Origin of the sequence: Actinoplanes sp. CA-051413 (genome assembly GCF_050955795.1) — a bacterium.
Lineage (GTDB): Bacteria > Actinomycetota > Actinomycetes > Mycobacteriales > Micromonosporaceae > Actinoplanes.
In genome coordinates, this window is the sequence record NZ_CP192100.1 from 3,059,547 (window position 1) to 3,085,693 (window position 26,147).

The following is a 26,147-nucleotide window of genomic DNA, read 5'->3' on the forward strand; positions in this document are numbered from 1 at the left end:
CTATGCGGCGGTGAATCGCCACTGCTGATTGGTGCCGCTGTGGCAACTCCATTGCAGGAGGCGTGCGCCGTCCGTGGTGGCCGCGCCGTTGACGTCGATGCACAGTCCGCTGGGGACGCTCTTGACGGTGTACACGCCCGCGGTGGCGGTCGCTGTCACGAGGAACTTCTGCTGGTTGCTGTTGTTGCACGTGAACTGCTGCAGGAACGCGCCCTGAGCGGTGGAGCCGCCGGTGAGGTCGAGGCACTTGGTGCTGTGACCGGCCTTGAGGTAGACGGCACCGCCACCGGCGTCGACGGCTTGCCACTTCTGGTTGTTGCCGCCGGTCGCCGCCCACTGGACGATCTGGGCGCCGTCCGCGGTCGACGCGGCGCTGACGTCGATGAGCTTGCTGCTGTGCTGCGCCGTGACGGTCCAGGTGCGGCCGGCCACTCCGCCCGGGTCGGGCGCGCCGGTACCCACGCCGCTGCCGCCGAAGGTGAACGAGTCGACGTCGAACAGGCTGGTGGAGGAGCCCTTGAAGACCATGTACAGGGTGTGGGATCCGGCCAGGGCGGTGGTGTTGACCGCGGGCGTGGACTGGTAGTTGTCCCAGCCGCCCGTGTTGGGCACCGGCGTGGTGGCCAGCAGCGTGCCGGTCGGTGAGCCGGCGCGCAGCTCGATCGATCCGCCGCTGTTCGGTGACGACAGCCGGTAGCTGACGCTGGTGATGCCGGACAGGCTCATCGGGCTGAACGCCACCCAGTCGTTGTTGGAGACGTCGCCGATCCGCTTGCCGCTCTCCGCGGCGGCCTGCTCGACGACCCGTACGCCGGACTGGCTGCTGTAGTACTCCGCCTGCTTGTGTTTGGGTTGCAGGACCGCCTGGGCGTAACCGGTGAGCGGGCTCGCGCCACCGGCACCGCCGTCGTCGGTGTAGCGGGCTCGCAGGACGTAGTACAGGTTGGCGCCGTCGGGGTGCCCGCCCAGCAGGTCCGTGGCGATGGTGCCCGAGCAGCCCGGATAGTCGGTCGTCTCGTGCTGGTGGTCGTCGTGGCCCAGGGCCGGGTTGACCAGGACCTTGGTGCAGTCGATGGGTGCGCCGCCCGGATCGGACACGGTGACCGTGTACGGGACCCGGTCGCCGAAGTTGAGCATCCCGCCGTTGTCCGGCACGGTGATCGTGACCACCGGTGCGGTGTTCCCGACCGTGATCTGCACGTTCGCGAAGGACGCCTTGCCGGTGTTGTCGGTGACCCTCAGCTGAGCGGCGTAGTTGCCGTTGGCGGTGTAGACGTGCGACGGGCTGGCCGCCGTGGAGGTGGTGCCGTCGCCGAAGGTCCACAGGTAGCTGAGGGTGTTGCCGGGATCGGGATCGGTCGTGCCGGCGCTGCTGAACTGCACCGTCAGCGGCGCGTTCCCGCTGGTGGGCGTGCCTGTCGCCGTGGCGATCGGGGACCGCCCGCCCTGGATGTAGTCGATCCGGTAGAGGCCGGAGTCGTTGTTGCCGCCGCCGAAGTTCGAGCCCCATTCCAGCACGTACAGCGAGCCGTCCGGGCCGAACTCCAGGTCCATCGGCTTGATGAAGTTGCCCGCGGGCAGGAACGGGTTGGTCCGGGTGACCGCCGAGGCGGAGTCGAAGTGCACTTCCTTGATGTAGTTGCGGGTCCATTCGTAGAAGAAGTGGACACCGTCGTAGTACGGCGGGAACTTCGTCGCCGACGGGTTGGCGGCGTTGTAGCGGTAGACCGGTCCGCCCATCGGGCCCGACCCGCCCGAGCCGAGCTCCGGGAACGTCGGTGAGATGCCGTAGCCGTACCACATGTTCGGGGCGACGACCGGCTTGAGACTGGTCAGGCCGGTGTTGTTGGGTGAGTTGTTGACCGGTGCCGCGCAGTTGAACTTCGCGCCGACGACGCCGGTGTCCGGGTTGAACGGCGCGTACGGCTGGTTGTTGCCGTGGCAGAACGGCCAGCCGTAGTTGCCCGGGGCCTTGATGACGTTGAGCTCGACCAGCCCCTCGGGGCCGCGGTTGGTGGTGGCGCCACTGCGGTCGGGGCCGTAGTCGGCCAGGTAGACGTGGCCGTTGGCCGGGTCGATCGAGAAGCGGAACGGGTTGCGGAAGCCCATCGCGTAGATCTCGGCCCGGGTCTGCGCGGTGCCCTGCGGATAGAGATTGCCGGTCGGGACGGTGTACCCGCCGCCGGCCGAGGGCCGGATCCGCAGCAGCTTGCCTCGCAGGTCGTTGGTGTTGCCGGCGGTACGCGCGGCGTCGAGGTTGGCCTTGCCCGAGCGCCAGTCCAGCGGCGCCCAGCCCTGCCAGTTGGGGTCGAGGTTGGGTGGCGTGTCGTCACCGGTGCCGATGTAGAGGTTGCCGTCCGGCCCGAACTCGATGTAGCCACCGGTGTGCCCCGGCTCCGGGAAGGTGCGGTCCCGGTACGCGGGGATGTCGATGATCGTCACCTGGCTGGACATGTCCAGGGTGTCGCCGGTGAGCGTGAAGCGGGAGACCCGGTTGACGTCGGTGGTACTGCTGGCCGGCGAGTGGTACAGGTACACGTAGCCGTTGCTGGCGAAGCTCGGGTCCAGAGCCAGCCCGGTGAGGCCGTCCTCGCCGCCGGTGTAGACACTCAGCGTGCCGGCGGTGACGGTGCTGTTGGTGGCCGGCCGGAAGATCTTCACCTGCCCGGCGCGCTGGACATAGAGCACCCGCCCGTCGGGAGCGACCGCCATCGCCATCGGGTCGGCGGTGTTGTCGTCGAGCGTGCGCTTCTCGAAGTTGCTCCAGACGGTGCCGCCGCAGTCACCGGGCTCGTTGCCGGCCGCCCACTTCACGCCGCCCAGGACGTGGTTGCGGAAGGCGGTCTCGCTGTACGACGCGATCGCGTGACCCATGCCGGTGGCCCAGACCCGGCCGCCGCCGGTGTTGCGGCACCAGGAGATCGGGTGGTCGGGCCCCATCGCCCGCGCGCCCGGGTTGTACGTCCGCTCGTCGGCGGTGACCAGGACGTGGACGTCGCCGCGCGGGTTGCGGTCGAAGTTGTACCACTCCTCGCTGCGGTTCCAGCGGTCCGGCAGGCCGGCCGTCGACGGGTGGTTCTTGTCGGCGACGACGGCGGTGCCCGGTAGCACGCCGGGGGAGTGCTCCGGCATGTGCGCGCCGGCGTTAACCGTCTGGTCCCACCACGGGTATTCGGCCTCGATGCCCATGTCCACGGCGTTGTGGACGGCGACGATGCCCTTGCCGGCGGCCAGGAATCCCTCCACCGCCTGGCGCTGGGCCGCCGTGGTCCACACCATGCCGGAGGTCTGGAACATGACGAGCACGTCGAAGGTGGCCAGGTTGGCCGGGGTGAAGGCGGTGGCGTCTTCGGTGTGCACCACCTCGAAGTTGTTGGCGGCGGCCTGTTCGGTGAACATGGCGACGCCGGCGGGAATCGAGTCGTGGCGGTAGCCGGTGGTCTTGGTGAACAGCAGAGCGCGGAACGCTGGGGCCGCTGACGCCGGTGGAACGGCGACCGCGAACGACAACAGCAGACCCGCTATCGCCCCGATGATCAATGTGCTGCGACGCATGCCGTCTCCTGTACTGGCGGGGGAAGGGGCTGAGGACCACGGGCACGCGGCGCCGCTCCTCGGACGGTCCGGGCGTTGCCGGGCGTACCGAAGGCGTGCGTGTGCCGGTCAGGTCGTCATGCCGTCCGCCGCGACGGGCTCGGCCAGCATGCGTTCACGCATTGCCGAAAGTCAATACGACTACGGCCGGACCAATTCCGTTACACATTTTTGTGGGCTGATTTTGTGGAAAGGAACATCTACGCTGTCGACCAATTCCACTATTGATCCATTCTGCTGACCGCGCACGCATCGTGGGGGCCGCTGATGTCTGACGCTCTGCCGTCGCCGCTGCTCGCGCTGAAGGGCATCGGTAAATCGTTCCTCGGCGTGCGCGTCCTCGACGGGGTGGACCTCGATGTCGTACCGGGCGAGGTGCATGCCGTCGTCGGTGAGAACGGCGCCGGCAAATCCACGCTCATGAAAATCGTGTCGGGCGCGTACGCGCCCGACGAGGGCACGATCGAGTTCGCCGGCGCGCCGCGACGGTTCAGCGGCCCGCGTGACGCCCAGCGGGCCGGGATCGGCATCGTGCACCAGGAGTTCAACCTGCTGCCGGAGCGCACCGTCGCGGAGAACGTGTATCTGGGCCACGAACCCGTGCGCCGCGGGCTCGTCGACCGCAGGGCCATGCGCGAGCGCACCGCCGAGCTGCTGGCCTCGATCCAGGAGAGCTCGCTCCCGCCCGGGTCCCGGGTGGGTCGTCTCGGCGTGGCCCGGCAGCAGATCGTCGAGATCGTCAAGGCGCTCGCCCTCGACGCGCGGCTGCTCATCATGGACGAGCCCACCGCGGCCCTCGCCGACAACGAGGTCGAGCGGCTCTACGCGCTCGTCCGGCGGCTGCAGCAACGGGGGATCGGCGTGCTGTACGTCTCGCACCGCCTCAAAGAGGTCTTCGACCTGGCCGACCGGATCACCGTGCTCAAGGACGGCCGCCTGGTGACCACCGTGAACGCCGCGGACACCGACCCCAGCCGGCTGATACGGCACATGGTCGGCCGGGACCTGTCCAGCTACTACCCCGACCGGGCCGCGCCGGACGAGCCCGGCCGGGTGCGGCTCACTGTCCATAACGGAGGCAACCGCAAGCTGCGCGACGTCGATCTGCGGTTGCGGGCCGGTGAGGTGCTCGGCGTCGGTGGCCTGCAGGGCTCGGGGCGCTCGGCACTGGCTCGCGCTCTGTTCGGCGCCGCACCGTTCACCACGGGCGAGGTCACGCTCGACGGCCGACCGGTCCGGCTGCGTTCGCCCCGCGTCGCGATGCGCGCCGGCATCGCCTACGTCACCGAGGACCGCAAGGGCGAGGGCATTGTCGCCGGGTCGTCGGTCCTCGACAACGCATTGCTGGCCGGGCGGGCTGTGCTGCCCACCTGGCGGGGCCGCGCCGCCCGTACCGCCCGGGTCCGCGACCTGCTCGCCGCCGTCGACGTGCGGGCCGCCACGGAGGACCAGGAGATCCGCTTCCTGTCCGGCGGCAACCAGCAGAAGGTGGTCCTGGCCCGGTGGCTGGCTCTCGGGCCCGGGATCCTGCTGTTCGACGAGCCGACCCGGGGCATCGATGTGGGCGCCAAGTCGGCGATCCACGACCTCGTCCGCCGCCTGGCCCGCGACGGTGCGGCCGTACTCATGATCTCGTCGGATCTGCCCGAGCTGCTCGGGATGAGTGACCGGATCATCGTGCTGCGCGACGGCCGGATCGCCGGCGAGCTGGCCGCGGGCGCGACCGAAGAAGAGGTCCTCACCCTCGCCCTCGGCACCGTGCCGGCGGCGGCCTGATGAGCACCGCTCTGACCCTGCCGGCCCGGCGGACCGCACCCGGCGTCTTCATCGCCCTGGCTCTCACCCTGGCGGTCGGCTGGCTGGTCGTCACGATCGACGGCGGCCAGCTGTTCAGCCAGCCGACGACGGTGAGCCTGTTGCACGTCGCCGCCGGTCTCGGGCTCGTCGCCGTCGGCCAGACCGTGGTCATCATCGGCGGCTCGCTCGACCTGTCCGTGGCGTACGTGGTCAGCCTCAGCACCCTGGTCGCGGCGGAGGCCATGGCCGGCAGCAACGCGGGGCTGCTGCCGGGTATCGCGCTGGCGCTCGGGGTCAGCGCCGCGATCGGGTTCCTCAACGGCATGCTCGTCACCAAGGCGAGGATCAACGCGTTCATCGCGACCGTGGGCGTCGGGCTGCTGCTGAAGGGCTACCTCGACAACGGCTACGACGGCCCGGCGGGCCGGACCGCGCCGGTTCTCGTGCAGACCCTCGGATACCAGCGCATCGGCCCGGTGCCCGTGTCGTTCCTGCTCCTGCTGGCCGTCGCCGCAGCGACCTGGGTCGTCCTCGCCCGTACGCGCTTCGGTCACCATCTGATCGCCGTCGGCGGTGACCCGCAGGTCGCCCGGCTCTCCGGCGTACGCAACGACCGGGTGCTCATCGCCGCCCACGTGCTGTGCTCGCTCTGCGCCGGCCTGGCCGGCATCTATCTCGCCAGCCGGCTCGGCTCGGGTGCGCCGAGGGTGGGTACCGAGGGACTGTACGACCTGGAGTCGATCGCCGCGGTGGTCCTCGGCGGCACCGCCCTGGCCGGGGGGAGCGGCGGCGTGGCCGGCACCGTCGGTGGTGTGCTGCTGCTGGCCAGCATCGACGCCATCCTCAACCAGCTCGAGGTCGACGCCTTCGTCAAGCAGGTGATCCGCGGCGTGATCATCATCGCGGCCGTCGCCGTCTACGCCCGGCGGGCCTTGCGGAAGGCGGCGTCGTAGCGATGCAGCTCGCCGAACGGACCCGGCTACGCCCCGGCGGCCTCGCACCGATCCTGGTGATCCTCGCGGTGTTGCTGGTACTGCTCAGCATCCGCCAACCCGACTTCCTCGCCCCGCCGTCGCTGATGTCGTTCCTCGGCCGTTCCGCGCCGCTCATCCTGCTCGCCGCGGGCCAGTACTTCGTGATCGTCGCGGGCGAGTTCGATCTGTCCGTCGGCTCTCTGGTCACCGCGCAGGTCGTCGTGGCCGCCCGGCTCATCGACAGTGACCCGTCGCGTACCTGGCCGGTGATCCTGCTGCTGCTCGCGTTCGGCGCAGCCGTCGGGCTCGTCAACGGCGTCATCACCACCCGGCTGCGGGTGTCCTCCTTCATCACCACCCTGGGCATGTACCTGATCCTCGTCGGCGCCGTCTACCTGTGGTCCGACGGCGCCCCGAAGGGCGGGCTCTCCGAGGACTTTCGCCGGTTCGGCCGGCGCGCGTTCGAGGACGTGTTCCTGCTGGGTCGCCTTCCGTACGCCTTGCTGATCCTGCTGGCCGTGGCTGCCCTGGCCGTGCTGCTGACCCGTGCCGACTTCGGCCGGACCCTCGTCGCCGCCGGCGGCAACCCGCGGACGGCCGAGCTGAGCGGGGTACGGGTCCGGCACGCCAAGACCCTGGCGTTCGTGCTGAGCGGACTGGCCGCCGCGGTCGCCGCGATCCTCATCGGCGGGTACAGCGGTGTCTCCTTCCAGGCCGGCGCCGGTCTGGAGTTCGGCGCCATCACGGCGGTGGTCCTCGGCGGCGTCGCCCTGGGCGGGGGCCGCGGTTCGGTCGCCGGCGCGATGCTCGGCGCGCTGACCCTCGAGACGCTCTTCACGCTGATGAATTTCTACGGCGTCTCCGGCGCCCTCAGATCGACGGTCCAGGGCGCGATCATCCTGCTCGCCGTGGCCGTCTCGGCCATGCGTTCCGTTCCAGCTAAGGGGATCCAGTGAGACGTTCCACAGCCGCCGTGGCGATCGGTGCCGTGCTGGCGCTCGCCGGTTGCGCGACCGACGAGCCCACCGCCGTCGCCTCGGGCGCCGCGTCGCAAGCAGCCGGTTCCGGTACCGGGGCACAGTCGAAGTTCTTCGTGCAGGCCGACTACGACAAGGAGCTCGCCCTGCTCGGCGCTACCCCGACCGGGCCCGCCGGCAAGCCGTGGGAGCAGGTGCTCGAGCCGAGCATGGTGGAGACGGCCAAGTTCAAGAAGCCGGGACCGTACAAGATCTGCTTCTCGAACGCGGGGCTCAACAACCCGTGGCGCCAGGTCGGCTTCAAGACCATGCAGGCCGAGGTGGAGACGCACGGGCGCCAGATCAAGCAGTTCGTCCACGTCGACGCCGAGGGCAAGGACCAGAAGCAGATCGCGGACATCAATGACCTGCTGGGCAAGGGCTGCGACGCGCTCATCGTGTCGCCGAACACCACCGCCACCCTCACCCCGGCCGTCGAGGCCGCCTGCAGCAAGGGCCTGCCGGTCATCGTCTTCGACCGCGGCGTCGACTCGACCTGCCCGGTGACCTTCATCAACCCCATCGGTGGCTACGGTTTCGGCCACGTCGCAGCGGACTTCATCAGTAAGCGGATGAAGCCGGGCGGCAAGGTGCTCGCGCTGCGCATCCTGCCCGGCGTGGACGTGCTGGAGACGCGCTGGTCCGCCGCCAAGGTCGCCTTCGACAAGGCCGGGGTCGACGTGATCGGCGTCGAGTTCACCGACGGCGATCCGGCCAAGACCAAGAAGATCGTCAACGACTACATCCAGCGGTACGGCACGATCGACGGCGTCTGGATGGACGCGGGAGCGGTCGCGGTGGCCGCGGTAGAAGCGTTCGTCGACGCGGGCCGGCCGGTGCCGCCGATCAACGGTGAGGATCAGCTCGACTTCCTCAAGATGTGGAAGGACAAGAACCTCACCGCCATCGCGCCCACCTATCCCACCTATCAGTGGCGGACGCCGATCATCGCCGCGTTGCGCGTCCTCAACGGTGAACCGGTGTCCAGCCCGTGGAAGCTGCCGCAGCCGACCATCACCCAGGACAACCTCGGCGAGTACATCGATGCGGACATGCCGCCGCTGCACTACGCCGTGTGCGGCTGCACGGACCTGCCCGGCTACCCGCAGCGCTGGAAGTAGCCGGTTGTACGCCATCGGTGTCAACCCGTGGGTGTGGGCCTCGCCGGTCGACGACGAGGCCCTGGCCGAGCTCGTTCCCCGGATCGCCGCGTTCGGCTTCGACGCGGTCGAGCTTCCGCTGGAGCAACCGGGTGACTGGGACCCGGCCCGCACCCGGGACCTGCTGGCGGCGCACCACCTGACCGCGGCCGGCGTCTGCGCGGTGACCCCACCCGGGCGTGAGCTCGTCGCGGCGCCGGCCGCCGTGGTCACGGCGACCGTGGCGTATCTGAAGACCTGCGTGGACAACGCCGCCGTCCTCGGGGCGCCCTGCGTCGGTGGCCCGGTCTACGCCTCGGTGGGGAGGACCTGGCGCATGTCGCCGACGGCGCGCACGGCTTGCTACGCGGACTTCCGCGAGGCGCTGGCGCCGGTTGCCGAGTATGCCGGCGAGCGGGGCGTGAGCATCGGCGTGGAGGCGCTCAACCGCTACGAGACCAGCGTCGTCAACACCGTGACGCAGGCCCTCGAACTGATCGACGGCCTGCCCGCGAACGTGGGCCTCATGATCGACACCTATCACATGAACATCGAGGAGTCCGACCCGTACGCGATCCTCGGCCTCGCCGGTCCCCACATCAAGCACGTCCAGGTCAGCGGCACGGATCGCGGAGCACCGGGCAGAGACCACTTCGACTGGGACCGCTTCTTCAGCGCCCTGCGCGCGACCGGATACCGCGGCGCGGTGTGCATCGAGTCGTTCACCGCGCTGAACGATGCGATCGCCACCGCCGCGTCGATCTGGCGCCCGCTGGCCCCCTCACAGGACCGGCTGGCCCTGGACGGCCTGACCCATCTGCGATCGGTCAACCGGCGCTTGGATCGACAGTCATCACTTGACGGGCACGAAACTTCTCATTAACGTCAGCGAAGACATCATACGTCATACGCCCTCGCGGGGCGGTTCCTGGACGGTCACGCCGACCCGTCTGGTGATTGCTCCGCGAGAGCCGATCAGCCGAAATGGCGGCCCCCCCCCCAGCTCGATGAGGGCCGACAGCGTGTCGCCGCAGTCTTCGGCGTTCGTCATCACGGCGACGGCTTTGCCCGACGCCGGCCAGGCGAAGGAGAAGCAGCTGTAGCCGGTGTTCTGCCCGGTGTGCCCGAAGCACCCGTCGCCGAACTCGGTGCCCAGGCCGAATCCGTCCGGCACCTGCGGCGTCAGCATCTGGGTGGCCAGCTCCGGCGGTAGCAGCGCGGATCCGCCCGCGGTGGCGCGGTGGATCTCCAGTTCCAGCCGGACCAGGTCGGCGGGGGTGGTCCACAGTCCGGCTCCGGCCAGCTCCGGCTGGGTGTGCCAGCCGCCGGGGATGGGGATGCCGCCGCGGTGCCCGCGGGCGGCACGTTGCTGGTTCCCGTACGGGAAGCGCTGGTCGTAGCTGCTGTCGGCCATGCCCACCGGTCCGAGCACGAGCGCCGTCATCAGCTCGTCGAACGGGGTGCCGGTCACGTCGGTCAGGAGCTGCTGCAGAACGGCGTAGTGGCTGCCCGAATAGCGGAACTCGGAGCCGGGCGGCAGCTCGCGCCGGACCGCGGGCGTATTGGCCGGCGGCTCACCCCGGAGAATCTGCAGCAGCGACGGTACGGGCTCACCCGCGGGATAGCCGGGGAACCAGTTCTCGGTCAGCCCCGCCGTATGGGCCAGCACCTGACGCACGGTCACGGTGCCGGCTCCCGGCAGGCGCCAGGAGGACAGGTAGGCGTTGACGTCGGTGTCGAGGTCGATCGTGGCCTCGGCGACCAGGCGAAGCGTGCCGAACGCCGCGACGTGCTTGCTGATGGAGCACGCCGGGAACACCAGGTCGCGGCCGGCGGTCCAGACGTCACCGCCGGGTCCGCCCACCGCGACACCGATGTCGGGAACCCGATCGGTGCCGGCGATCGCGTCGCGCCACTCCTCTTCGAACCCCATGGGCGAGGAGTATGCCTCGCCGGCCCACGTTCAGCCGCTCGAGCTCGACTGAACACTCTTCCCAGCTCCGGCGAAGTAAGGGTGTGATGCACCCTGTGGAACAACCGGGCACCACGGGCTTGGATGCCGACGCTCACCTCATCGAGCGGGACTTCACGGCGATCTTCGACCGGCACTACCGCGCCATCTACGCGTACGTGGCGCGGCGGCTCGGGCCCGATCTGGCCGAGGACGTGGCGTCGGAGACGTTCCTGGTCGCGTTCGATCGCCGGCACACGTTCGATCCGGCCCGCGGCGACGCGCGGCCCTGGCTGTTCGGGATCGCCTCGAACCTGGTTGCCCGGCACGTCCGGGCCGAGTTGCGGCGGTATCGGGCGCTCGCCCGGGCCGGTGGGCAGGACGCCGGTCAGGCCGACAGCCACGCCGACGCGGTCGCGGGACGGCTCGACGCGGCGGCCGTGCGGGGCCGGCTCGCCGAGGCTCTGCGGCGGCTGCCGGAACCGGTACGAGCCGTCCTGCTGCTGGTGGCCTGGGCCGGGCTGACCCAGCAGGAGGCCGCCGAGGCGCTGGGCATACCCGCGGGCACGGCCAGGTCCCGGCTGCACCGGGCACGACAGGACATGCGGCAGGCGCTGGGCGCCGAGATCGAGGTGGACGAATGATGGACGAGATCAGCATTCTGCGGGAGACCTTCGGCCCGGACCCGGAGCCGTCCCCGGCAGCCGAGCAGCGCGCCCGGAATGCCCTGCGGGGCCGGATGGCGCCCCGGCCCGGGGCCTCGTGGCGTCTGCGGGTCCCGATGGTCGTCGGTGTCGCCACGGCGGCGGCCGTCGTCGCGGCGGTGGCGATCGGCAACGTCGGTGGCGGGACCCGGGTGACGCCGCCGATATCGGAGCAGCGGCCGGGCCACACCCAGGCGGCCGCGGCCGTGCCGTATCTGCGCCCGGTCAACGCGGCACAGGTGCTGGAGAACGCAGCGTGGACGGTCGAGCAGGAGCAGTGGACCGATCCGGCCCCGACCCAGTTCATGTACGTCGAGACCCAGGAGATGCGCAACCCGCGGGCGTACGAGCAGAAGGCGCCGAACGGGGCGCTCCGGCCCGGCAAGGCCAAGTACCGCAAGGTCCAGAGGTGGAACCGGATCGACGGCCAGGTGCAGGCTACGATGCGCAACGGCAAATTGGACGTGTTGCGGCAGGGCCAGGACGGCACGTACTTCGCCTTTGTCCCCTGGTCGCAGGTCGTCAAGCTGACCACGCCCGAGGCGATCTCCGCGTGGCTCGAGCATCCCGAGGGCGGCGTGACGGCGGCGCCCGACGCGCTGGCCGGCCAGTACGTGCTGCCGCCCGAGGTCAAGGCGGCCATCTTCCGCTACCTCGCCCAGCAGCCGGGCATGAAGGTCAACCCGGACGCGGTCAACCTCGACGGGCATCCGGCGATCGGACTGGGCCGGTTGATGGAGGGTTACCTGTCGCAGGAACTGCTCTTCGACAAACAGACGTACACGCTGATCGGCGAGCGTCTGATCGCGGTCAAGGACGAGCGCGGCACCGGCGACGGGCGCAAGGGCGACCTGTACCGGCAGGTGATCTATCGCAAGATGGCCATCGTCGACCGCCCGGGCGAGACCGGGTGAGCCCCGGGGCGCCGGCTGCGCGGGACTCAGCCGACGTCGGTGACGGTCAGCCGGCCGTCCTTCGTGCCGCAGATCAGGGTGTCCGCGACGGCCGTACAGCCCTGCGGGCCGACGGCCTCGACGATGCCGCGCAGCTGCAATCCGCCGGTGGCCAGGTCGATCCGGTCGGCCGCGACCCGGCGTCCGTCCGGGTTGACCGGGCGCAGGTAGTACTCCGGGACGGAGCCCACGGCGTCCCGCACGGCGGTGCCCGCGCCGAGGGACAGCACGACCGCGCCCGTGGCGGTGTCGATCAGCGCAAACCCGCCGTGGTCACCGCTGTGGGCCAGCACCCGGTTCTGCCCGGTGACCGGTACGGCGTCGACGAAGCCCGCCGCACGCCAGCGGACGGCGCCGGTGTCCGGGTCGAGCCCGACGGTGGCGGTGCCGTCGGCGAAGCACAGCACGATGCCGCACGCACGGGCCGCGGGTCCGGTCACGATCTCGTCGGTCGCCGACTGCGCGTACCGCCAGCGCTCCCGCAGCGTGTCCAGGTCGTACGCGGTCACCACCGCCCGGTCGGTCTCCATCCGGTTGACGAACAGGAAGCCGGACTCGGCCACGAGGCCGTTGCGGACGGGTACGCCGTTGCCGTTCTCCACGCGGCCCTGGGAGAGCAGAGCTCCGTCACTCAGGCGCAGCACCTGGACCCGGCCGTCCGGAGTGGCGGCCACGATCCGCTGCCGTTCGGGACCGACGACCGCCCAGGACTCGTCACCCTCGATCGCCCGCGACCAGATCCGGCTGCCGTCGGCCATCCGTACCAGGATCAGCGTCCGGTCCGGCTGCCTGAGCAGGGCGGTCCCGGGCGTCGCGGACACGATGTCGCCGGGCAGCCGCCACATCTCTGCCCCCGTACGCGGATCGAGCGCGACCGTCCCCTGCAGCAGGATCGGGACCAGCACCGCACCGGGCACCCGGGCCGTCATCCGGCCGCGCGGCATCGGCAGCCCCTTCGACCAGCGGACCGCCCCGCTGCCCAGCTCGTACGCCGTGACCTGGGAGCCCACGTTGATGGACTGGACGAACACCGTGTCGCGGGCCGCGTCGGCGAGGCTGGTCGGACTGAAAGCGACGCTCCACCGGGGCCGGATCACGGCAGACCCGGAGACGGCCGAGCCGGTGAGTGTCACCGCGCAGAGGACCGCCACGGCGGCCGCGGCCCAGCGCACGACGACGCGGTGATCAAGACGGCGTCGTGCGGGTGCCGGTGCCGTCGCGGGGGAGCCGGGATCACCCAGCTCGATGATGGTCATGACGAGCCCATTCCCTCATCCAACACCCGGTATCCACGGACCGGTACCCCGCCGATGTGCATGGTCAGGGCAGCCGGCGCCGCCCGGCGAAGCCCAGGCTCTAGCCGAGGCCGAGGTGCCTGGCCAGGATGGCCACCTGGTCGGCGAACCGGTTGAGGAATTCGGGCGAGCGCGGGTCGGTGCCGCTGGTGCCCTCGATGACGTGCGGCAGCGTGGTGGGTGCCATGGTCATCGCCATCAGCATGACGACCAGGCAGGCCGGGTCGAGATCGGCGGGCAGGTCACCGGCCTCCTGACGCTTGCGTAGCTCGTTGATGGTCTCGGCGAACATGTCGGTCGACGGGCGCGCCTCGGATCCGGCGTACTCGAGCCCGGTCCAGGCCAGCAGGCGGACCCCGTCCGGGTTGTGCACTGCCTCCAACGCGAAGCGGCGCAGCTGCTCCGGCAACGGCATGCCCGCCGGCGCCAACTGGGCCTGCCGCTCCTGCCACTGCCGCGAAATGGCCTGGTACAGGCCCTCTTTGCCATCGAAGTAGTACGAGATCAGCTGGACGTTCACCCCGGCGCGGGCGGCGATCGCGCTGACCCGGGCGCCCGCGTATCCATGCGCCCCGAACTCGGCCGTCGCGGCGTCCAGGATCAGCGCGCGGCTGCGTTCGGAATCGCGGTGCCGCTCTTGCGCCTTGGGCGACCTTCGGGGTGTCGACGCGGACATGGGCGTGATCATACCTTCGCTCGGCTGTGTTACGCATACACATGAGTTAGTCAAACGAACGCTTGACAGCGTCATCGCTCCGGCCCACCATGGGGGCATCGCAGGCAAACCAAGGAGGATGTATGCCGGACAGCTCAAGGATTCTCATCGCCGGTGGCGGTGTCGGCGGCCTGGCGCTCGCGCAGGCACTGCACCACGCGGGGCTCGATGTCGTCGTCTACGAACAGGACCCGACACCCCGTACCCGGAAGCAGGGTTACCGGATCCACCTCGACCCGACCGGCAACGCCGCGCTGGCCGATTGCGTCCCGCCGGAGGTCCTGGCTGTGCTGCGCCGCACCAGCGGCCGCAACGGCGATCTGGTGACGACCTTCACGACCGAACTGCGGCAGGTGTTCACGCAGCACTTCCCCGGCATTCCCGCCGATCAGCTCACCGCCGTCGACCGCAACACCTTCCGCCAGGGCCTGCTCACCGGCCTCGACGACGTCGTCCGGTTCGGGCACACGGTGTCCGGCTATCAGGTGACCGGCTCGGGACGGGTGCGGGTCGAGTTCGCCGAAGGCGGCAGCGACGAGGGGGATCTGTTGATCGGCGCGGACGGCGTCGGGTCGGCCGTCCGGCGCCGGTTGCTCCCCGAAGCGGTGCTGCACGACTTCGGCCTACGGTGTGTGTACGGCCGGATGCCCCTGACCGCCTCGTTGTCTCCCGAGGAATTCGAGCGTGGTCTGTGCTGGGTTTCGGCCGGCAGCACGTGCGGCGCCGGGTTCGGCACCGTCCGGTTCCGCACCCCCGTGGACGAGACGCCGGACTACCTGATGGTCACCCTGGTCGCGACCCCGGATCATCTCGGCGTTACGGACGACAGGTTGTTCCGCATGTCGTCGGAAGAACTGTGGGAACTCTCGACGACCACCGTCGCCGACTGGCATCCGGCCATTCGCGACATCTACGCCCACGCCGACATCGAATCGTTCTTCCCGATCACGTTCCGGATCAGTGAATCGATGCCGGCGTGGGCGCCTGGCCCAGTCACCCTGCTCGGCGACGCAGTCCACACCATGCCGCCCACCGCAGGTGCCGGAGCGAACACCGCGCTGGCCGACGGCGCCACGCTGGCAGCTGAGATCATTTCTGCGGCACGAGGCGCGAAATCGTTGGTGGAAGCGGTCGCGGCTTACCAGGCCGTCATGCTGCCGCGTGGTTTCGCTGCCATCGACCGCTCGCGGCACCTGGCGGCGCAGATGTTCGCGGCGACCTGATCAACCGCTGATCAGCCCGTTCTGTGCGGTCAGGATCCGAGCTGGATCCAGTGGGCGATGGACGGCACGCCGGTCTGGTCGGTCAGGAAGAGCATGTACCAGCCGGGCGGCGCGAGGTTCGGGTTGCCGACGACGGTCGCGAACAGGCCGGTCGCGTCCCGCGCCCCGATGTCGAGGTCGACGAGGCGCTGGCCGCTGTCGAAGGAGTGGGTGGTGACCCCGCAGGAGACGAGGCTGGCCCACTTGATCCGCCCGGCGTCCGGGGTGCTGATGCGGATCTGGTCGCCGTAGCGGCAGGCGTCCGGCGCGGCGATGATCGTCGGGCGTGGACCCCGGAAGAGGTACGGCGGACTGAACACCTCCACCCGCATCTCCTCCTCCGGATCCGGCGGCAGGAACTTCACCTGACTGCCACCCTCCGGGTTGCCGCCGGCGGCGACGACCCGGCCGTCCGCCATCAGCACCGCCGTCGAGTGGTACAGGCGCGGGACCGTGGCGGTCGCCGCCACCCGCCAGGAATCGGTGGCCGGGTCGTAGATCTCCGACTGCAGGCGGGCGAGTGGCTCGTCCTCCTGCTTGAGCGAGCCACCGCTGACGAACACCGTGTGGTCGGGCAGCACGACGGCGTTCAGGTGGATCCGGCCGAGGCCCATCGGGGTCGCCTCGGCGTACTGGGGATCGTCCGCCTTCAGGTCCACAATGCTGACCCGGTCAGTGGCGTGCGTCTTGTCGGCCTTACCCTCCGGCCCGCCGCCGCAGATCAGCACCCGCTGGTCCTGGGCCGGGGGCAGCAGAACGCTGGCGGCCTGGTTGCGCAGCTCCGGTTCCAGCAGATCGGGCACCGGCCGCATCGGGTTCTGGGGACGGCCGGGGTCGAAGACGAACGGCTCGACGGGCAGGCCGTCGTCCATCCGGCCACCGGAGAAGAAGATCTGCCCGTCCGCCAGCAGGAACAGGTGGGCGTAGAGCGGCAGGCCGAGGAAGCCTTGCGGGAACGCGATCTCGGTCCACGTGTCGGCGTCCGGATCGTAGATCTCCATGACGGCCCGGGACCCGCCGCCGCCGTGCTCGTCGAGGCCGGTGGCAGCGAGGACCCGGCCGTCGCCCAGCGTGATGAGCGTCGGGTACCAACGCCCATGTTTCATGGGCGCCGCGAACGACCAGGTCCCGGCGGCGGGGTCGAAGACGGCGACGTCCTTGCGGCCGGTGAACGGCCCGTAGTTCGCGGTGCCACCCGCGGCCAGCATCCGCCCGTCCGGCAGGAACGAATCGCCCCCGCAGAACAGGTCGAACGGTCGCCCGCCGGCGGTACGCAGGGTGGGCGGGTGGACGAAGGTGTCGTCCGGCGGCGTCCAGCGGGCGGAGACCGGCACGCCCTTCGCCTCGTCGCCGAAGTCGGGCGAGTCGAAACGAACCCTGCTGCTCCCGGAGCCGGCGAAGAACAGCACGTCACCGCCGGGCAGCAGCGCGGTGTGCACGGCGAGGACACCGGAGAGGAAGGTCTTGACGTCCCAGCGCCCGCACTCGGCCGGGTCCTCGTCGAGGTCCAGCACCATGTACTGGCCCGCGTTCTGGCCGGGCGGGGCGTCGACATTGAGAGCGAACAGCTTGCGGGCCCCGTCGAGCGTGGCGACCGCGATGCCACCGCCCTGGTTCTCCCAGGAGAACCAGTTCGGGACGCCGAGCCAGTCCGGGCCCCACTCGGTCACTCCGCCGTTGTCGTCGAAGCCGCGCCCGATCCGGAACAGCGCCTGGTTCTGGCCGCTGACCCCGGGCAGCGCCGGGGCGTCGTCGACCTGGAAGACGACGAGCTCCGCGGCGCCGTTGCCGGTGACGTCGGCGACTGCCACGCCGGCACCCTGATTCTCCCAGGAGAACCACCCGGGGACGTCGATCCACGGGCTCCAGCCGCCGGTGATCCGGCCGTCGCGGTCGATCCCGCGGCCGATCCGGTAGACGCCGCGGTTGGCTTGCGGCCCGTCGTCCACCATGAAGACGACAAGGTTGCGCCGGCCGGCCCCGTCCGGCGGCGTGACGGCGATCCCGGCCCCCTGGTTCTCCCAGGAGAACCAGTCGGGGACGTCGATCCACGGGGTCCAGCCGCCGGTGGCCTGGCCGTCGCGGTCGAGCCCGCGGCCGATCCGGTAGAGGCCACGGTTGGCCTGCGGCCCGTCGTCGACCATGAGAACAACCAGGTCGCGGCCGCCGCCGAGGTCGGTGACGGCCACATCGGCGCCCTGGTTCTGCCAGGAGAACCAGTCGGGGACGTCGACCCACGGGGACCAGCCGCCGGTCACCACGCCGTCCGCGTCCAGCGTACGGCCGATGCGGTACATGCCGCGGTTCTCCTGCGGTCCGTTGTCGACCAGGAAAACCACCAGGTCGCGAGCGCCGTTCGGATCCGCTGCGACGGCGATGCCCGCGCCCTGGTTCTCCCACGAGAACCAGCCGGGGACGGAATGGAATGTCTGCGGCATGAGTCGGCCCTCCTAGGGCTGCTCGGCGAATCGAATCAGCTGCGCCATGTCGAAGCTGCCGTCGTCGCCGGCCAGCGGCGCGACGGGGCGGAAGTCGGGTCGGCCGGGGTGAGCGGCTCGATGCCCGTGACCCGGGCGACCGTGGTGCCGGCGGGCAGCTCTGGCCGCAGGCCGCGCTGCAGGTTGCTTCGGGGGCCCGGATCATGGAATGGCCGAACCGGTACGCCGCCGCCGAGGCAACCATCCCGATGACCTTTGTTGTGGAATTGCAGTATGGTCAGGTGCAAATGCGAAATGAGATGTTCTCATCGTTGCGCGGGCTGCCGATCAATGCCGTGCCGAAGAAGACCTTTGGCCGTGCGGCATCCGTCTGAAGCGTCCGGCTGGGAGTGATGCTTCGGCTCGGTCGGGGTGGTCATGGCCGGACGACCTCACTCGGCCGGCCGATATCTCGGCATCCCGGATATCCAGCTGATCAACCATGATCGTCTCCGCTCATCACGGGTTGCCAGAAGCCGACCGGACTCCGCCGGCGGAGATCAGAAAATGCTGACCGGCGAAGCACGGGAATCGGTCATCGAATTACTCCCGCTCGCTGATAATTTGATCTCCGGGTGCGGTAGGGACCGTGCTGGGGGCAACCGGCGGCATAAGAACATCGTCACCCTACGACCGTTTCCCGCGATCATTTATCCTGTGTCCCGCAGCTGACAGGCGCCCGCGCGGGACCTGCCCGACAATGGTCGGCATCGCCCCAATTCACATTTTCTTTTTGGCACATGGCGCCGGAGCGAGGGGTCAGTCGATCAGCGCGGTCGCCAAACGCGGTAGCCGGCTACCGCCGTCTGGGTGGCGGTGGCGGTGGCGGTGGCGACAAATTACGCCGCCGCGGTCACCGTGGCCCTCGATCGCCCGTATGGCGTCGTCGTGCGGCGCCGGCTCTTCCAGCTGATGGTCGTGTTGTCAGGCGGGCTGAAGCTGCAGGGTCGCGGATCGAGGACCGTCCTGAATGAGGTGGTCGACAATGCCGGCGTACTGGCTGTACTTGCGTCGGTAGGCCGTGTCGACGGTGGGCAGGTCGGCTTCGGTGGCTTCGGTGAAGGTCACGTCGGTGGCCTTGCCGCCGGAGATGATCTGACCCGTGCCGGTCGCGGTCGCGCCACGGAACCAGGCGGCGGTACGTCCGTTGGTGGACCGGATGAACACGCGGCCGCCGTCACGCACGATCCAGATGGTTGTGGGGCGCCGCAGCGAGCCGTCCTGCCGGCGGGTGATCACCTGCACCTCTTGAGGCCCGGCGATCTGCGCTGCTTGTTGGTCGGTCCAGTCCGTCATGGTCGTGCACTCCTTGTGCTGCTCTGCATCAGCGGGTGTTGGTGCGCGGGCCGTGGTACTGCTCGTCGGTGACCGGCTCCTGCCAGGCGGTTTCCGGGGTGCCGTCGCCGGTTCCTTCCCACATGGCCAGGTGTGCCATGAAGGTGTCGGGGGCGGCGCCGTGCCAGTGGTCTTCGCCGGGTGGGCAGGTGACGGTCTCGCCGGGGTGGGTCTCGATGATGGTGCCGTCCCGGGTGCCGATCAGGGCGGTGCCGGACACCACGTGCAGGGCCTGGCCGAGGACGTGGGAGTGCCAGTTGGTGCGGGCGCCGGGGGAGAAGCGGACGAGGTTGACGCGCATCCGCGACGGTTGCTGGCCGGCGTGGATGACGTCCCACCAGACGTCGCCGGTGAACCAGTCTGCCGGTGCCTTGCTGGTGTTGCTCTGCTTGACGAGTTCCATCGTGGTCTCCAGTCGGGGGTTCAGCGGCGGCGGGCGGTGGGCTGCAGTGACGGGCTGACCCAGCCGTTGTCGGCCGGGTTCAGGGTGACGCCGGGCGCCACGATCTGATCGATGCGGTCCAGCACGTCGGTGGTGAGCTCGATGTCGGCGGCCGCCAGCTGGGACTCGAGGTGGTCCGTGGTGCGCGGGCCGATGATCGCTGAGGTGATGCCGGGGTGGCGCAGGACGAACGCGATGGCCATCTCGACCAGACTGATCCCGGCCTCGTCGGCGAGCCGGCCCAGCGCGTCGGCGGCGTCGAGCTTGCGCTGGTTCTCCGGCAGCGCCATGTCGAAGCGGTTCGCCAGCCGCTGACGAGCGACCGACATGGGGCCGGTGCTGTCGGCGTCCTTGCGGTAGCGGCCGGAGAGCCAGCCGCCGGCCAGCGGGCTGTACGACAGCACGCCCATCCCGTACCTCTGGGTCAGCGTCAGGATCTCGTTCTCGATGCCGCGGGTGAGGATGGAGTACGTCGGCTGCTCGGTGACGAACCGTTCGCGGCCGCGGTCCCGGGCGACGTACTGGGCCTCGACGAGCGCTGAGGCGGGAAAGGTCGAGTGGCCGAGGTAGCGGACCTTGCCGGCCCGGACGAGGTCCGTCAGCGCACCGAGGGTCTCGTCGAGGTCGACGGCGGGGTCGTAGCGGTGCATCTGGTACAGGTCGAGGTAGTCGGTGCCGAGCCGGCGCAGGGAGTTTTCGACCGACTGCATGATCCACCGGCGCGAGCCGCCGCGGTGGTTGGGGTCGTCGTCGAACGGCATGAAGAACTTCGTGGCCAGGACGACCTCGTCGCGGCGCCCCGCGAGGGCCTTGCCGACGATCTCCTCCGATTCACCCTGGGAGTACACGTCGGCGGTGTCGACGAAGTTGATCCCGGCGTCCAGCGCCCGGTGGATGATCTTGATGCTCTCCTGGTGGTCCTTGGTGCCCCACTCACCGAACATCATCGTGCCGAGGCACATCTTGCTGACCTGGACGCCGGTGCGCCCCAGCGGACGGAATTCCATTTCGGGTCCTTTCAGTCGGCGATCACGGGCGGACGAGGACTTTGAGGGCCTGCCGTTGGTCCATGGCGCGGTAGCCGTCCGGGGTCTGGTCGAGGGAGAGGGTGCGGTCGAAGACCCGGCCGGGCTGCAGCCGGCCGTCGAGGATGTCGGGCATCAGTTCCTCGATGTACGCCCGTACGGGTGCCGGGCCGCCGGTGAGGGTGAGGTTGCGGCCGAACAGGCTGGCGAAGCCGATCGGGGCCTCGTCGTACTGCGGAACGCCGACCCGGCTGATGACACCGCCGGCGCGCACGACGCCGAGGGCCTGCTCGTACGCGGGCAGGTGGCCCACGCATTCCAGCACGGTGTGGGTGCCGTCGCCGCCGGTCAGGTCGCGGACCCGGGCGATGCCTTCCTCGCCGCGCTCGCCGACGACGTCGGTGGCGCCGAACTCGCGGCCCAGGTCGGTGCGGTCCTTGTGCCGGCCCATCAGGACGATCTGTTCGGCGCCGAGCCGCTTGGCGGCCATCACGGCGAGCAGCCCGACGGCGCCGTCACCGATGACGGTCACGCTGGTGCGCGGGTTGACGCCGGCGCGGACGGCGGCGTGGTGGCCGGTGCCGAACACGTCGGACAGCGTCAGCAGAGACGGCAGCAGGTCCGAGTCGGCGGCGACGGGCAGCTTGACGAGGGTGCCGGCGGCCTGCGGGACGCGGACGGCTTCCGCCTGCCCGCCGCCGGTGGCGTCGGCGGGGATGAATCCGCCGTGCCGGCAGGAGGTCTGGACCCCTTCGCGACAGAAGTCGCAGGTGTTGTCCTGGAAGGCGAACGGGGCTACCACCAGGTCACCGCGCCGCAGACCGGCGACGTCGCGGCCGAGTTCCTCGACGACGCCGAGGAACTCGTGGCCCATCGGTGTGCCCTGGTCGGAAGCGGGCAGGCTGTGGTACGGGTGCAGGTCGCTGCCGCAGATGCAGGACAGCACGACCCGGACGACGGCGTCGGTGGGTTCCTTGATCACCGGGTCCGCGACGGTGTCCACACGGACGTCGCCGGCGCCGTACATGAAGGTGGCACGCATGGTGATTTCCTTTCCGACCTGCACAGCTGCGGTGCGCTGACGTCGTAGCGGGCGGCGATGTCGGCGATCTCGGGGTGGTTGACGATCAGGCCGTGGGCGAAGGGGGAGTAGGCCTCGACGACGATGTCGTGAACTTCTCCATGGCCTTTCAGATCTGCCGGTTCTCCTCGCGGCAGTCCTTGCCCATCTGATCCCACGGCCAGGGCGCGTGGATCAGGTAGAGGTCGAGGTAGACCTGCTCGCGGGGGATGCCGGAGTCGCGCACCGCCCGGCCGACGTCGATGTGGCGGTAGCCGAGCCGCAGGCGTCGGCGACGGCGTGGTAGCACTCGTCACCCTCCTTGAGCAGCCAGGTGCCGAAACCGACCCGCGGGATCCGGTCGCCGTTGCTGAGGGCGAAAGTGTCGGTGAGGGCGCTCATCAGTGCTCCTGGGTTTCGGTGGGTGACGTGGCCGGGTCGGCGGTGGCAGCCCAGCTGGCAATCAGGTTGAGGGCGTCCTGGTCGGGTGAGCCGGGTTGCGCGCTGTAGGCGTTGAGCCGCAGCCCCTGGTCGGCGGTGAGGTCCATCGACTCGTAGGTGAGGGTGAGGTCGCCGACCAGCGGGTGGTGCAGGCGTTTGACGCCGGAGCGGTGCAGCCGGACATCGTGGGCGGCCCACCAGGCCCGGAACCGGTCGCTGCGGGTGGACAGCTCACCGATCAGGTCGGTCAGGTCCTTCTCGTACGGGTGACGACCGGCCTCGCCCCGCAGCAGCGCGACGACGTCCTCGGCCAGTTGTTCCCAGTCGCGGTAGAAGTCCTGGGAGGCGGGGTCGAGGAAGACGAACCGGGCCAGGTTCGGCCGGCCGGTGGCCCGGAAGACGGGCGCGAACACCGCGCGGGCGAGGTGGTTGGCGCCGAGGATGTCGAGGCGCCCGTTGCGGACGTACGCCGGTGCGCTGGTCATCGCATCCAGCAGCTGTTGCACGGCCGGCCGGACCGTGGCCGTCGGGCGGCGCCGCATGGCCCGCGCCCGCGGGCTTGCGTTGGCCTGCCGGGCCAGGTCGTACAGATGGTCGCGTTCGGCCTCGTCCAGGCGCAGCGCCCGGACCAGGGCGTCGAGGACGCTGTCGGACACGCCGGAGAGGTTGCCGCGTTCGAGGCGGGTGTAGTAGTCGACGCTGACCCCGGCGAGCATGGCGGCTTCCTCGCGGCGCAGCCCGGGCACCCGACGGCTGGTGCCGTAGGCGGGCAGCCCGGCCTGCTCGGGAGTGATGCGGGCCCGGCGGGAGGTGAGGAAGTCGCGGGTCTCGGCGCGGTGGTCCATGGTCATCGGTTGGTCATGCTTTCAGCCTGTTCCGAGTACCGCCCGCCCTGGATGTCGACCTGCGCGGTGGCGGTGTTGATCTCGGCGAGGTCGTCGCTGGTGAGTTCCACGTCGGCGGCGCCGAGGTTCTCTTCCAGGCGGTCGAGGCGGCGGGTGCCGGGGATCGGGACGATCCACGGCTGCTGGGCGAGCAGCCAGGCCAGGGCGATCTGCGCGAGGGTGGCGTTCTTACGGGCGGCGATGGTGCCGAGCAGCTCGACCAGGGCCTGGTTGGCTCGGCGGGCGCCGGCGTCGAAGCGGGGGATGGTGGTGCGGATGTCGCCGGGCGTGAAGGCGGTGTCGGTGGTGATGGTGCCGGTGAGGAAGCCCTTGCCGAGCGGGCTGTAGGGGACCAGGCCGATGCCGAGCTCGGCGCAGAGCGGGATGATCTCGGCTTCGGGGCGCTTCCACCACAGCGAGTACTCGTTCTGCAGGGCGGTGACCGGCTGCACGGCGTGCGCGCGGCGCACCGTCGCGGCGGCCGCCTCGGACATGCCGAAGTGCCGGACCTTGCCGGCCGCGATGAGTTCCTTGACGGCGCCGGCGACGTCCTCGATGGGCACGTCGGGGTTGACGCGGTGCTGGTAGAACAGGTCGATGTGGTCGGTGCGCAGCCGCTTGAGGGAAGCGTCGGCGACCTGCTTGATGTGCTCGGGGCGGCTGGACAGGCCGGTCTGCTTGCCGTCGGCGTCGAACGCGAAGCCGAACTTGGTGGCGATGACGACCTGGTCACGGACCGGCTGCAACGCCTCGCCGACGAGCTCTTCGTTGACGAACGGGCCGTAGACCTCGGCGGTGTCGAAGAACGTGACGCCGCGCTCGACCGCGGCGCGCAGCAGGGCGATGTTGGCGTCGCGGTCGGGGCCGGGGCCGTAGCTCTGGCTCATGCCCATCGCACCGAAGCCGATCGCCGAGACGTGCAGGTCCTTGCCCAGGGTGCGGGTCTTCACAACAAACTCCTTACCGGGTGATCTCGTCGAGGGCGCGTAGCGCGTTCAGGGTGCGGGGGTAGCCGACGAACGGGAGCAGCTGGGTGATGACGGCGAGCATGGTGGCGCGGTCGTTGCCGACGTTGAGGTTGGCCTGGACGTGGCCTTTGACCTGCGGGTCGGCGCCGCCGAGGGAGATCAGCATGGCCAGGGTGAGCAGCTCCCGCGTCTGCAGATCGAGGCCGCCGCGGGTGTAGTGGTCGCCGAAGCAGTTGGCCGACAGCAGCCGCTGGATGTGCTGCTCGTCGTCGGGTGCGTTCGCGTACAGGGCGTCGACGGTCTCGGCGCCGACGATCTCCTTCTGCACGGCCAGGCCCTTCTCGGCCCGGGTCCCGGGGCTGGTGGTCGACTGGCCGGGCAACGGCAGGTCGATCCCGCGCTCGGTGAGGACCTCGTTGGTGGCGTGCAGGAAGTCGAAGACCTTGCCCATGCCGGCGTACGGGATGGCCTGGTAGACGATCTCCTTGGCCTCGACCGGGGTGACGCCGGCGGTCAGCGCGGCACCGAGCATGACCCGGTACTCACGCAGCGCCTGCCCGGCGATCAGCGCGGCCAGCTGCGTCATCAGCCGGGTCCGCGGGTCGAGGTCGCTGTGCCGCAGAACCTCGTCGAAGGCGAAGTTGTCGAAATACTCGATCAGCTCCGGATCGGTGACCGCGAGCGTCGACACGTGGCCGGGAAACAACTCGTCGTGGTTCTTGCGCGCCGTGTCGCTGATGGCCATGGCCAACCCCTCTCGTGGTCGTCGAGCAAACGGTAGAGCCAACCTGAGCAGGCCTGGCAGGTTCTGGCATTACCTGTCTGCCGCCGGCGAAACGGCCGGAGGGAGGTAACACCAGAACCTCCCTGGACCGCGGTCGGGGTGCATATCGTCGTCGACGGCGGTATCCACGGTGACGTACCAGTTCGGGGGGACGATGCTGATTCCGGCATCGGCGCTCTTCTGGGGGCTGCAGTTCGCCTTCCTCAACCCGGCGCTGGCGCTGCTGCTGGTCACGGTCTTCCACGCGAGCCCGGGCGAGGTCGGCTGGGCCTTGGCGATCTACAACACCGGCGGATTCGTCGCCTCGCTGCTGGTTCCCGCGTACGCCGATCGGGCCCGCGACTACGTGCGGCCGATGCTGGCCTGCGGAGTGCTGACGCTCGCCCTGGCCGGCGTGCTCGCCACGACCACGTCGCTGCCGGTCGCGGTCACCGGCCTGGTCCTGCTCGGCGGGCCGGCCGGCGTGGGCAGCTCGCTGCTGTTCGCCCACCTGAAGCACACCGGCGCCGCACCGGGCGACGTGGTGCGTACCCGGGCATTGGTGTCGGTCGCCTGGGTCGCCGGGCCGCCGCTGGCTGCCGCCCTCATCGGCGGGTTCGGTCCGCGGTCGATCCTGGTGGCCATCGCCGCGGTCGCCGTCCTCAACATCGCGACGACCGCGGCGATGCGCGGCTCCGTCTCGTCTGCGAGCGACGCGCCCGCGGAGGAGGGGCGGGTGCCGCGGGGACATGTCGCCGCGGTGGTTGTGGTCTTCATCGCGCTGCAGGCCACCAACAGCGCGACCGTCTCGGTGATGAGCCTGTTCGTGACCGACCGGCTGGGCCTCGATGTGGCCTGGGCGGGCGTCGCGCTCGGCGTCGCCGCGGGGCTGGAGATCCCGGCGTTGCTGTTGATCGGCAAGCTCACCGGTCGCGTACCCGGGCCGTTGCTCCTGCTGTCCGGATGCGTGGCCGGGATGGGCTATTACGCCGCCATGGCGTTCGCTCACGGGCCGGCGCTGTTGCTGGCTCTGCAGGTGCTCAACGCCTGGTTCTTCGCCACCGTCGCCGGCGTCGGGCTGACGCTGTTCCAGCAGATCATCCCGCGCCCCGGCGTGGCCGCCGGCCTGTACGCCAACACCCGCCGGCTGGGCGCCATCGCCGCCGGCCCGCTGATCGGGCTCGGCTCGGCGACCAGGCTCGGCTACGGCGGGGTGTTCGCCGCCAGCGCCGTGATCACCGTGGCTGCTCTGGTCGGCCTGCGATTGGCGTCCACCGAAAAACGGTCGTCGACGCCACCATCTGGGGCAGCCGCGGCACCTGGAACCTGCAACTGACCACCACCTACGAGCT

Annotated in this window: 23 protein-coding genes and 1 pseudogene; 11 read left to right on the plus strand and 13 right to left on the minus strand. The window is 70.1% G+C overall.

The window, feature by feature from the left end; all coding sequences use genetic code 11:
- Entirely contained in the window at positions 1-3,555 is a 3,555-nt protein-coding gene (locus ACQP2Y_RS14540) for a ThuA domain-containing protein (RefSeq protein WP_433728272.1), read from the minus strand.
- A gap of 306 nt (positions 3,556-3,861) precedes the next feature.
- Here ACQP2Y_RS14540 and ACQP2Y_RS14545 point away from each other — a divergent pair, with 306 nt between their 5' ends.
- The 5 genes from ACQP2Y_RS14545 to ACQP2Y_RS14565 are packed head-to-tail and all read left to right on the plus strand — an operon-like array spanning position 3,862 to position 9,403.
- Positions 3,862-5,370, plus strand: coding sequence for a sugar ABC transporter ATP-binding protein (locus ACQP2Y_RS14545; protein ID WP_433728274.1), 1,509 nt, complete (start codon positions 3,862-3,864; stop codon positions 5,368-5,370).
- Positions 5,370-6,344 (plus strand): ABC transporter permease, encoded by a 975-nt coding sequence (locus tag ACQP2Y_RS14550; RefSeq protein WP_433728276.1) that lies wholly within the window; start codon positions 5,370-5,372, stop codon positions 6,342-6,344. Before ACQP2Y_RS14545 ends, ACQP2Y_RS14550 begins: the two co-directional genes overlap by 1 nt.
- Before the next feature lie 2 nt (positions 6,345-6,346).
- Positions 6,347-7,321, plus strand: a complete 975-nt coding sequence (locus ACQP2Y_RS14555) for an ABC transporter permease (RefSeq protein WP_433728278.1) — start codon at positions 6,347-6,349, stop codon at positions 7,319-7,321.
- Complete coding sequence (locus ACQP2Y_RS14560; protein ID WP_433728281.1) at positions 7,318-8,502, plus strand: substrate-binding domain-containing protein; 1,185 nt, start codon at positions 7,318-7,320, stop codon at positions 8,500-8,502. The genes ACQP2Y_RS14555 and ACQP2Y_RS14560 overlap by 4 nt, the downstream gene beginning before the upstream one ends.
- Positions 8,503-8,506: 4 nt before the next feature.
- A complete protein-coding gene (locus ACQP2Y_RS14565; RefSeq protein WP_433728283.1) occupies positions 8,507-9,403 on the plus strand; it encodes a sugar phosphate isomerase/epimerase family protein in 897 nt (298 codons plus the stop codon).
- A 21-nt stretch (positions 9,404-9,424) separates the two neighbouring features.
- On the opposite strand, the gene ACQP2Y_RS14570 is transcribed toward ACQP2Y_RS14565, so the two are convergent.
- On the minus strand, positions 9,425-10,453 hold the full coding sequence (locus ACQP2Y_RS14570) for a serine hydrolase domain-containing protein (protein ID WP_433728286.1): 1,029 nt from the start codon (positions 10,451-10,453) through the stop codon (positions 9,425-9,427).
- An 86-nt stretch (positions 10,454-10,539) separates the two neighbouring features.
- On the opposite strand from ACQP2Y_RS14570, the gene ACQP2Y_RS14575 reads away from it, so the two are divergent.
- On the plus strand, positions 10,540-11,115 hold the full coding sequence (locus ACQP2Y_RS14575) for an RNA polymerase sigma factor (RefSeq protein WP_433728288.1): 576 nt from the start codon (positions 10,540-10,542) through the stop codon (positions 11,113-11,115).
- Positions 11,112-12,089: a hypothetical protein gene (locus ACQP2Y_RS14580; protein WP_433728291.1), complete on the plus strand. Its 978-nt coding sequence runs from the start codon at positions 11,112-11,114 to the stop codon at positions 12,087-12,089. Before ACQP2Y_RS14575 ends, ACQP2Y_RS14580 begins: the two co-directional genes overlap by 4 nt.
- Positions 12,090-12,115: 26 nt before the next feature.
- Here ACQP2Y_RS14580 and ACQP2Y_RS14585 read toward each other — a convergent pair whose 3' ends face one another.
- Together ACQP2Y_RS14585 and ACQP2Y_RS14590 are read right to left on the minus strand one after the other, a co-directional pair.
- Positions 12,116-13,384, minus strand: a complete 1,269-nt coding sequence (locus ACQP2Y_RS14585) for a PQQ-binding-like beta-propeller repeat protein (protein ID WP_433728293.1) — start codon at positions 13,382-13,384, stop codon at positions 12,116-12,118.
- Positions 13,385-13,484: 100 nt separating this feature from the next.
- Complete coding sequence (locus ACQP2Y_RS14590) at positions 13,485-14,099, minus strand: TetR/AcrR family transcriptional regulator (RefSeq protein WP_433728295.1); 615 nt, start codon at positions 14,097-14,099, stop codon at positions 13,485-13,487.
- A gap of 122 nt (positions 14,100-14,221) precedes the next feature.
- Between ACQP2Y_RS14590 and ACQP2Y_RS14595 the strand changes: the two are divergent.
- Together ACQP2Y_RS14595 and ACQP2Y_RS14600 are read left to right on the plus strand one after the other, a co-directional pair.
- Positions 14,222-14,296, plus strand: a pseudogene (locus ACQP2Y_RS14595) (hypothetical protein); the annotation flags it as partial.
- 129 nt (positions 14,297-14,425) lie between these two features.
- Positions 14,426-15,361: an FAD-dependent oxidoreductase gene (locus tag ACQP2Y_RS14600; protein WP_433731945.1), complete on the plus strand. Its 936-nt coding sequence runs from the start codon at positions 14,426-14,428 to the stop codon at positions 15,359-15,361.
- Positions 15,362-15,390: 29 nt separating this feature from the next.
- Here ACQP2Y_RS14600 and ACQP2Y_RS14605 read toward each other — a convergent pair whose 3' ends face one another.
- Entirely contained in the window at positions 15,391-17,838 is a 2,448-nt protein-coding gene (locus ACQP2Y_RS14605; RefSeq protein WP_433728297.1) for a galactose oxidase-like domain-containing protein, read from the minus strand.
- Between the two features lie 203 nt (positions 17,839-18,041).
- Between ACQP2Y_RS14605 and ACQP2Y_RS14610 the strand changes: the two genes are divergently transcribed.
- Positions 18,042-18,212: a hypothetical protein gene (locus tag ACQP2Y_RS14610; RefSeq protein WP_433728299.1), complete on the plus strand. Its 171-nt coding sequence runs from the start codon at positions 18,042-18,044 to the stop codon at positions 18,210-18,212.
- A gap of 589 nt (positions 18,213-18,801) precedes the next feature.
- Here ACQP2Y_RS14610 and ACQP2Y_RS14615 read toward each other — a convergent pair.
- From ACQP2Y_RS14615 to ACQP2Y_RS14650, 8 genes are all read right to left on the minus strand, one after another.
- Positions 18,802-19,173 carry a DUF2255 family protein gene (locus ACQP2Y_RS14615; RefSeq protein ID WP_433728302.1) on the minus strand — a complete coding sequence of 124 codons (372 nt, stop codon included), beginning with the start codon at positions 19,171-19,173 and terminating at the stop codon, positions 18,802-18,804.
- 28 nt (positions 19,174-19,201) lie between these two features.
- Positions 19,202-19,615 (minus strand): (R)-mandelonitrile lyase, encoded by a 414-nt coding sequence (locus tag ACQP2Y_RS14620; RefSeq protein WP_433728304.1) that lies wholly within the window; start codon positions 19,613-19,615, stop codon positions 19,202-19,204.
- 20 nt (positions 19,616-19,635) lie between these two features.
- The gene (locus ACQP2Y_RS14625; RefSeq protein ID WP_433728307.1) at positions 19,636-20,661 is read right to left on the minus strand and encodes an aldo/keto reductase; all 1,026 of its coding nucleotides are present in this window, start codon (positions 20,659-20,661) and stop codon (positions 19,636-19,638) included.
- A 22-nt stretch (positions 20,662-20,683) separates the two neighbouring features.
- The gene (locus tag ACQP2Y_RS14630; protein WP_433728309.1) at positions 20,684-21,721 is read right to left on the minus strand and encodes a zinc-binding dehydrogenase; all 1,038 of its coding nucleotides are present in this window, start codon (positions 21,719-21,721) and stop codon (positions 20,684-20,686) included.
- A gap of 148 nt (positions 21,722-21,869) precedes the next feature.
- Positions 21,870-22,049 carry a hypothetical protein gene (locus tag ACQP2Y_RS14635; RefSeq protein ID WP_433728311.1) on the minus strand — a complete coding sequence of 60 codons (180 nt, stop codon included), beginning with the start codon at positions 22,047-22,049 and terminating at the stop codon, positions 21,870-21,872.
- 91 nt (positions 22,050-22,140) lie between these two features.
- Positions 22,141-23,031, minus strand: a complete 891-nt coding sequence (locus ACQP2Y_RS14640) for a helix-turn-helix transcriptional regulator (protein WP_433728313.1) — start codon at positions 23,029-23,031, stop codon at positions 22,141-22,143.
- The gene (locus ACQP2Y_RS14645) at positions 23,028-24,014 is read right to left on the minus strand and encodes an aldo/keto reductase (RefSeq protein ID WP_433728315.1); all 987 of its coding nucleotides are present in this window, start codon (positions 24,012-24,014) and stop codon (positions 23,028-23,030) included. The genes ACQP2Y_RS14640 and ACQP2Y_RS14645 overlap by 4 nt, the downstream gene beginning before the upstream one ends.
- 10 nt (positions 24,015-24,024) lie before the next feature.
- Entirely contained in the window at positions 24,025-24,777 is a 753-nt protein-coding gene (locus ACQP2Y_RS14650; RefSeq protein WP_433728317.1) for a carboxymuconolactone decarboxylase family protein, read from the minus strand.
- A gap of 169 nt (positions 24,778-24,946) precedes the next feature.
- On the opposite strand from ACQP2Y_RS14650, the gene ACQP2Y_RS14655 reads away from it, so the two are divergent.
- Positions 24,947-26,131 (plus strand): MFS transporter, encoded by a 1,185-nt coding sequence (locus ACQP2Y_RS14655; RefSeq protein WP_433728319.1) that lies wholly within the window; start codon positions 24,947-24,949, stop codon positions 26,129-26,131.
- Positions 26,132-26,147: the final 16 nt, after the last annotated feature.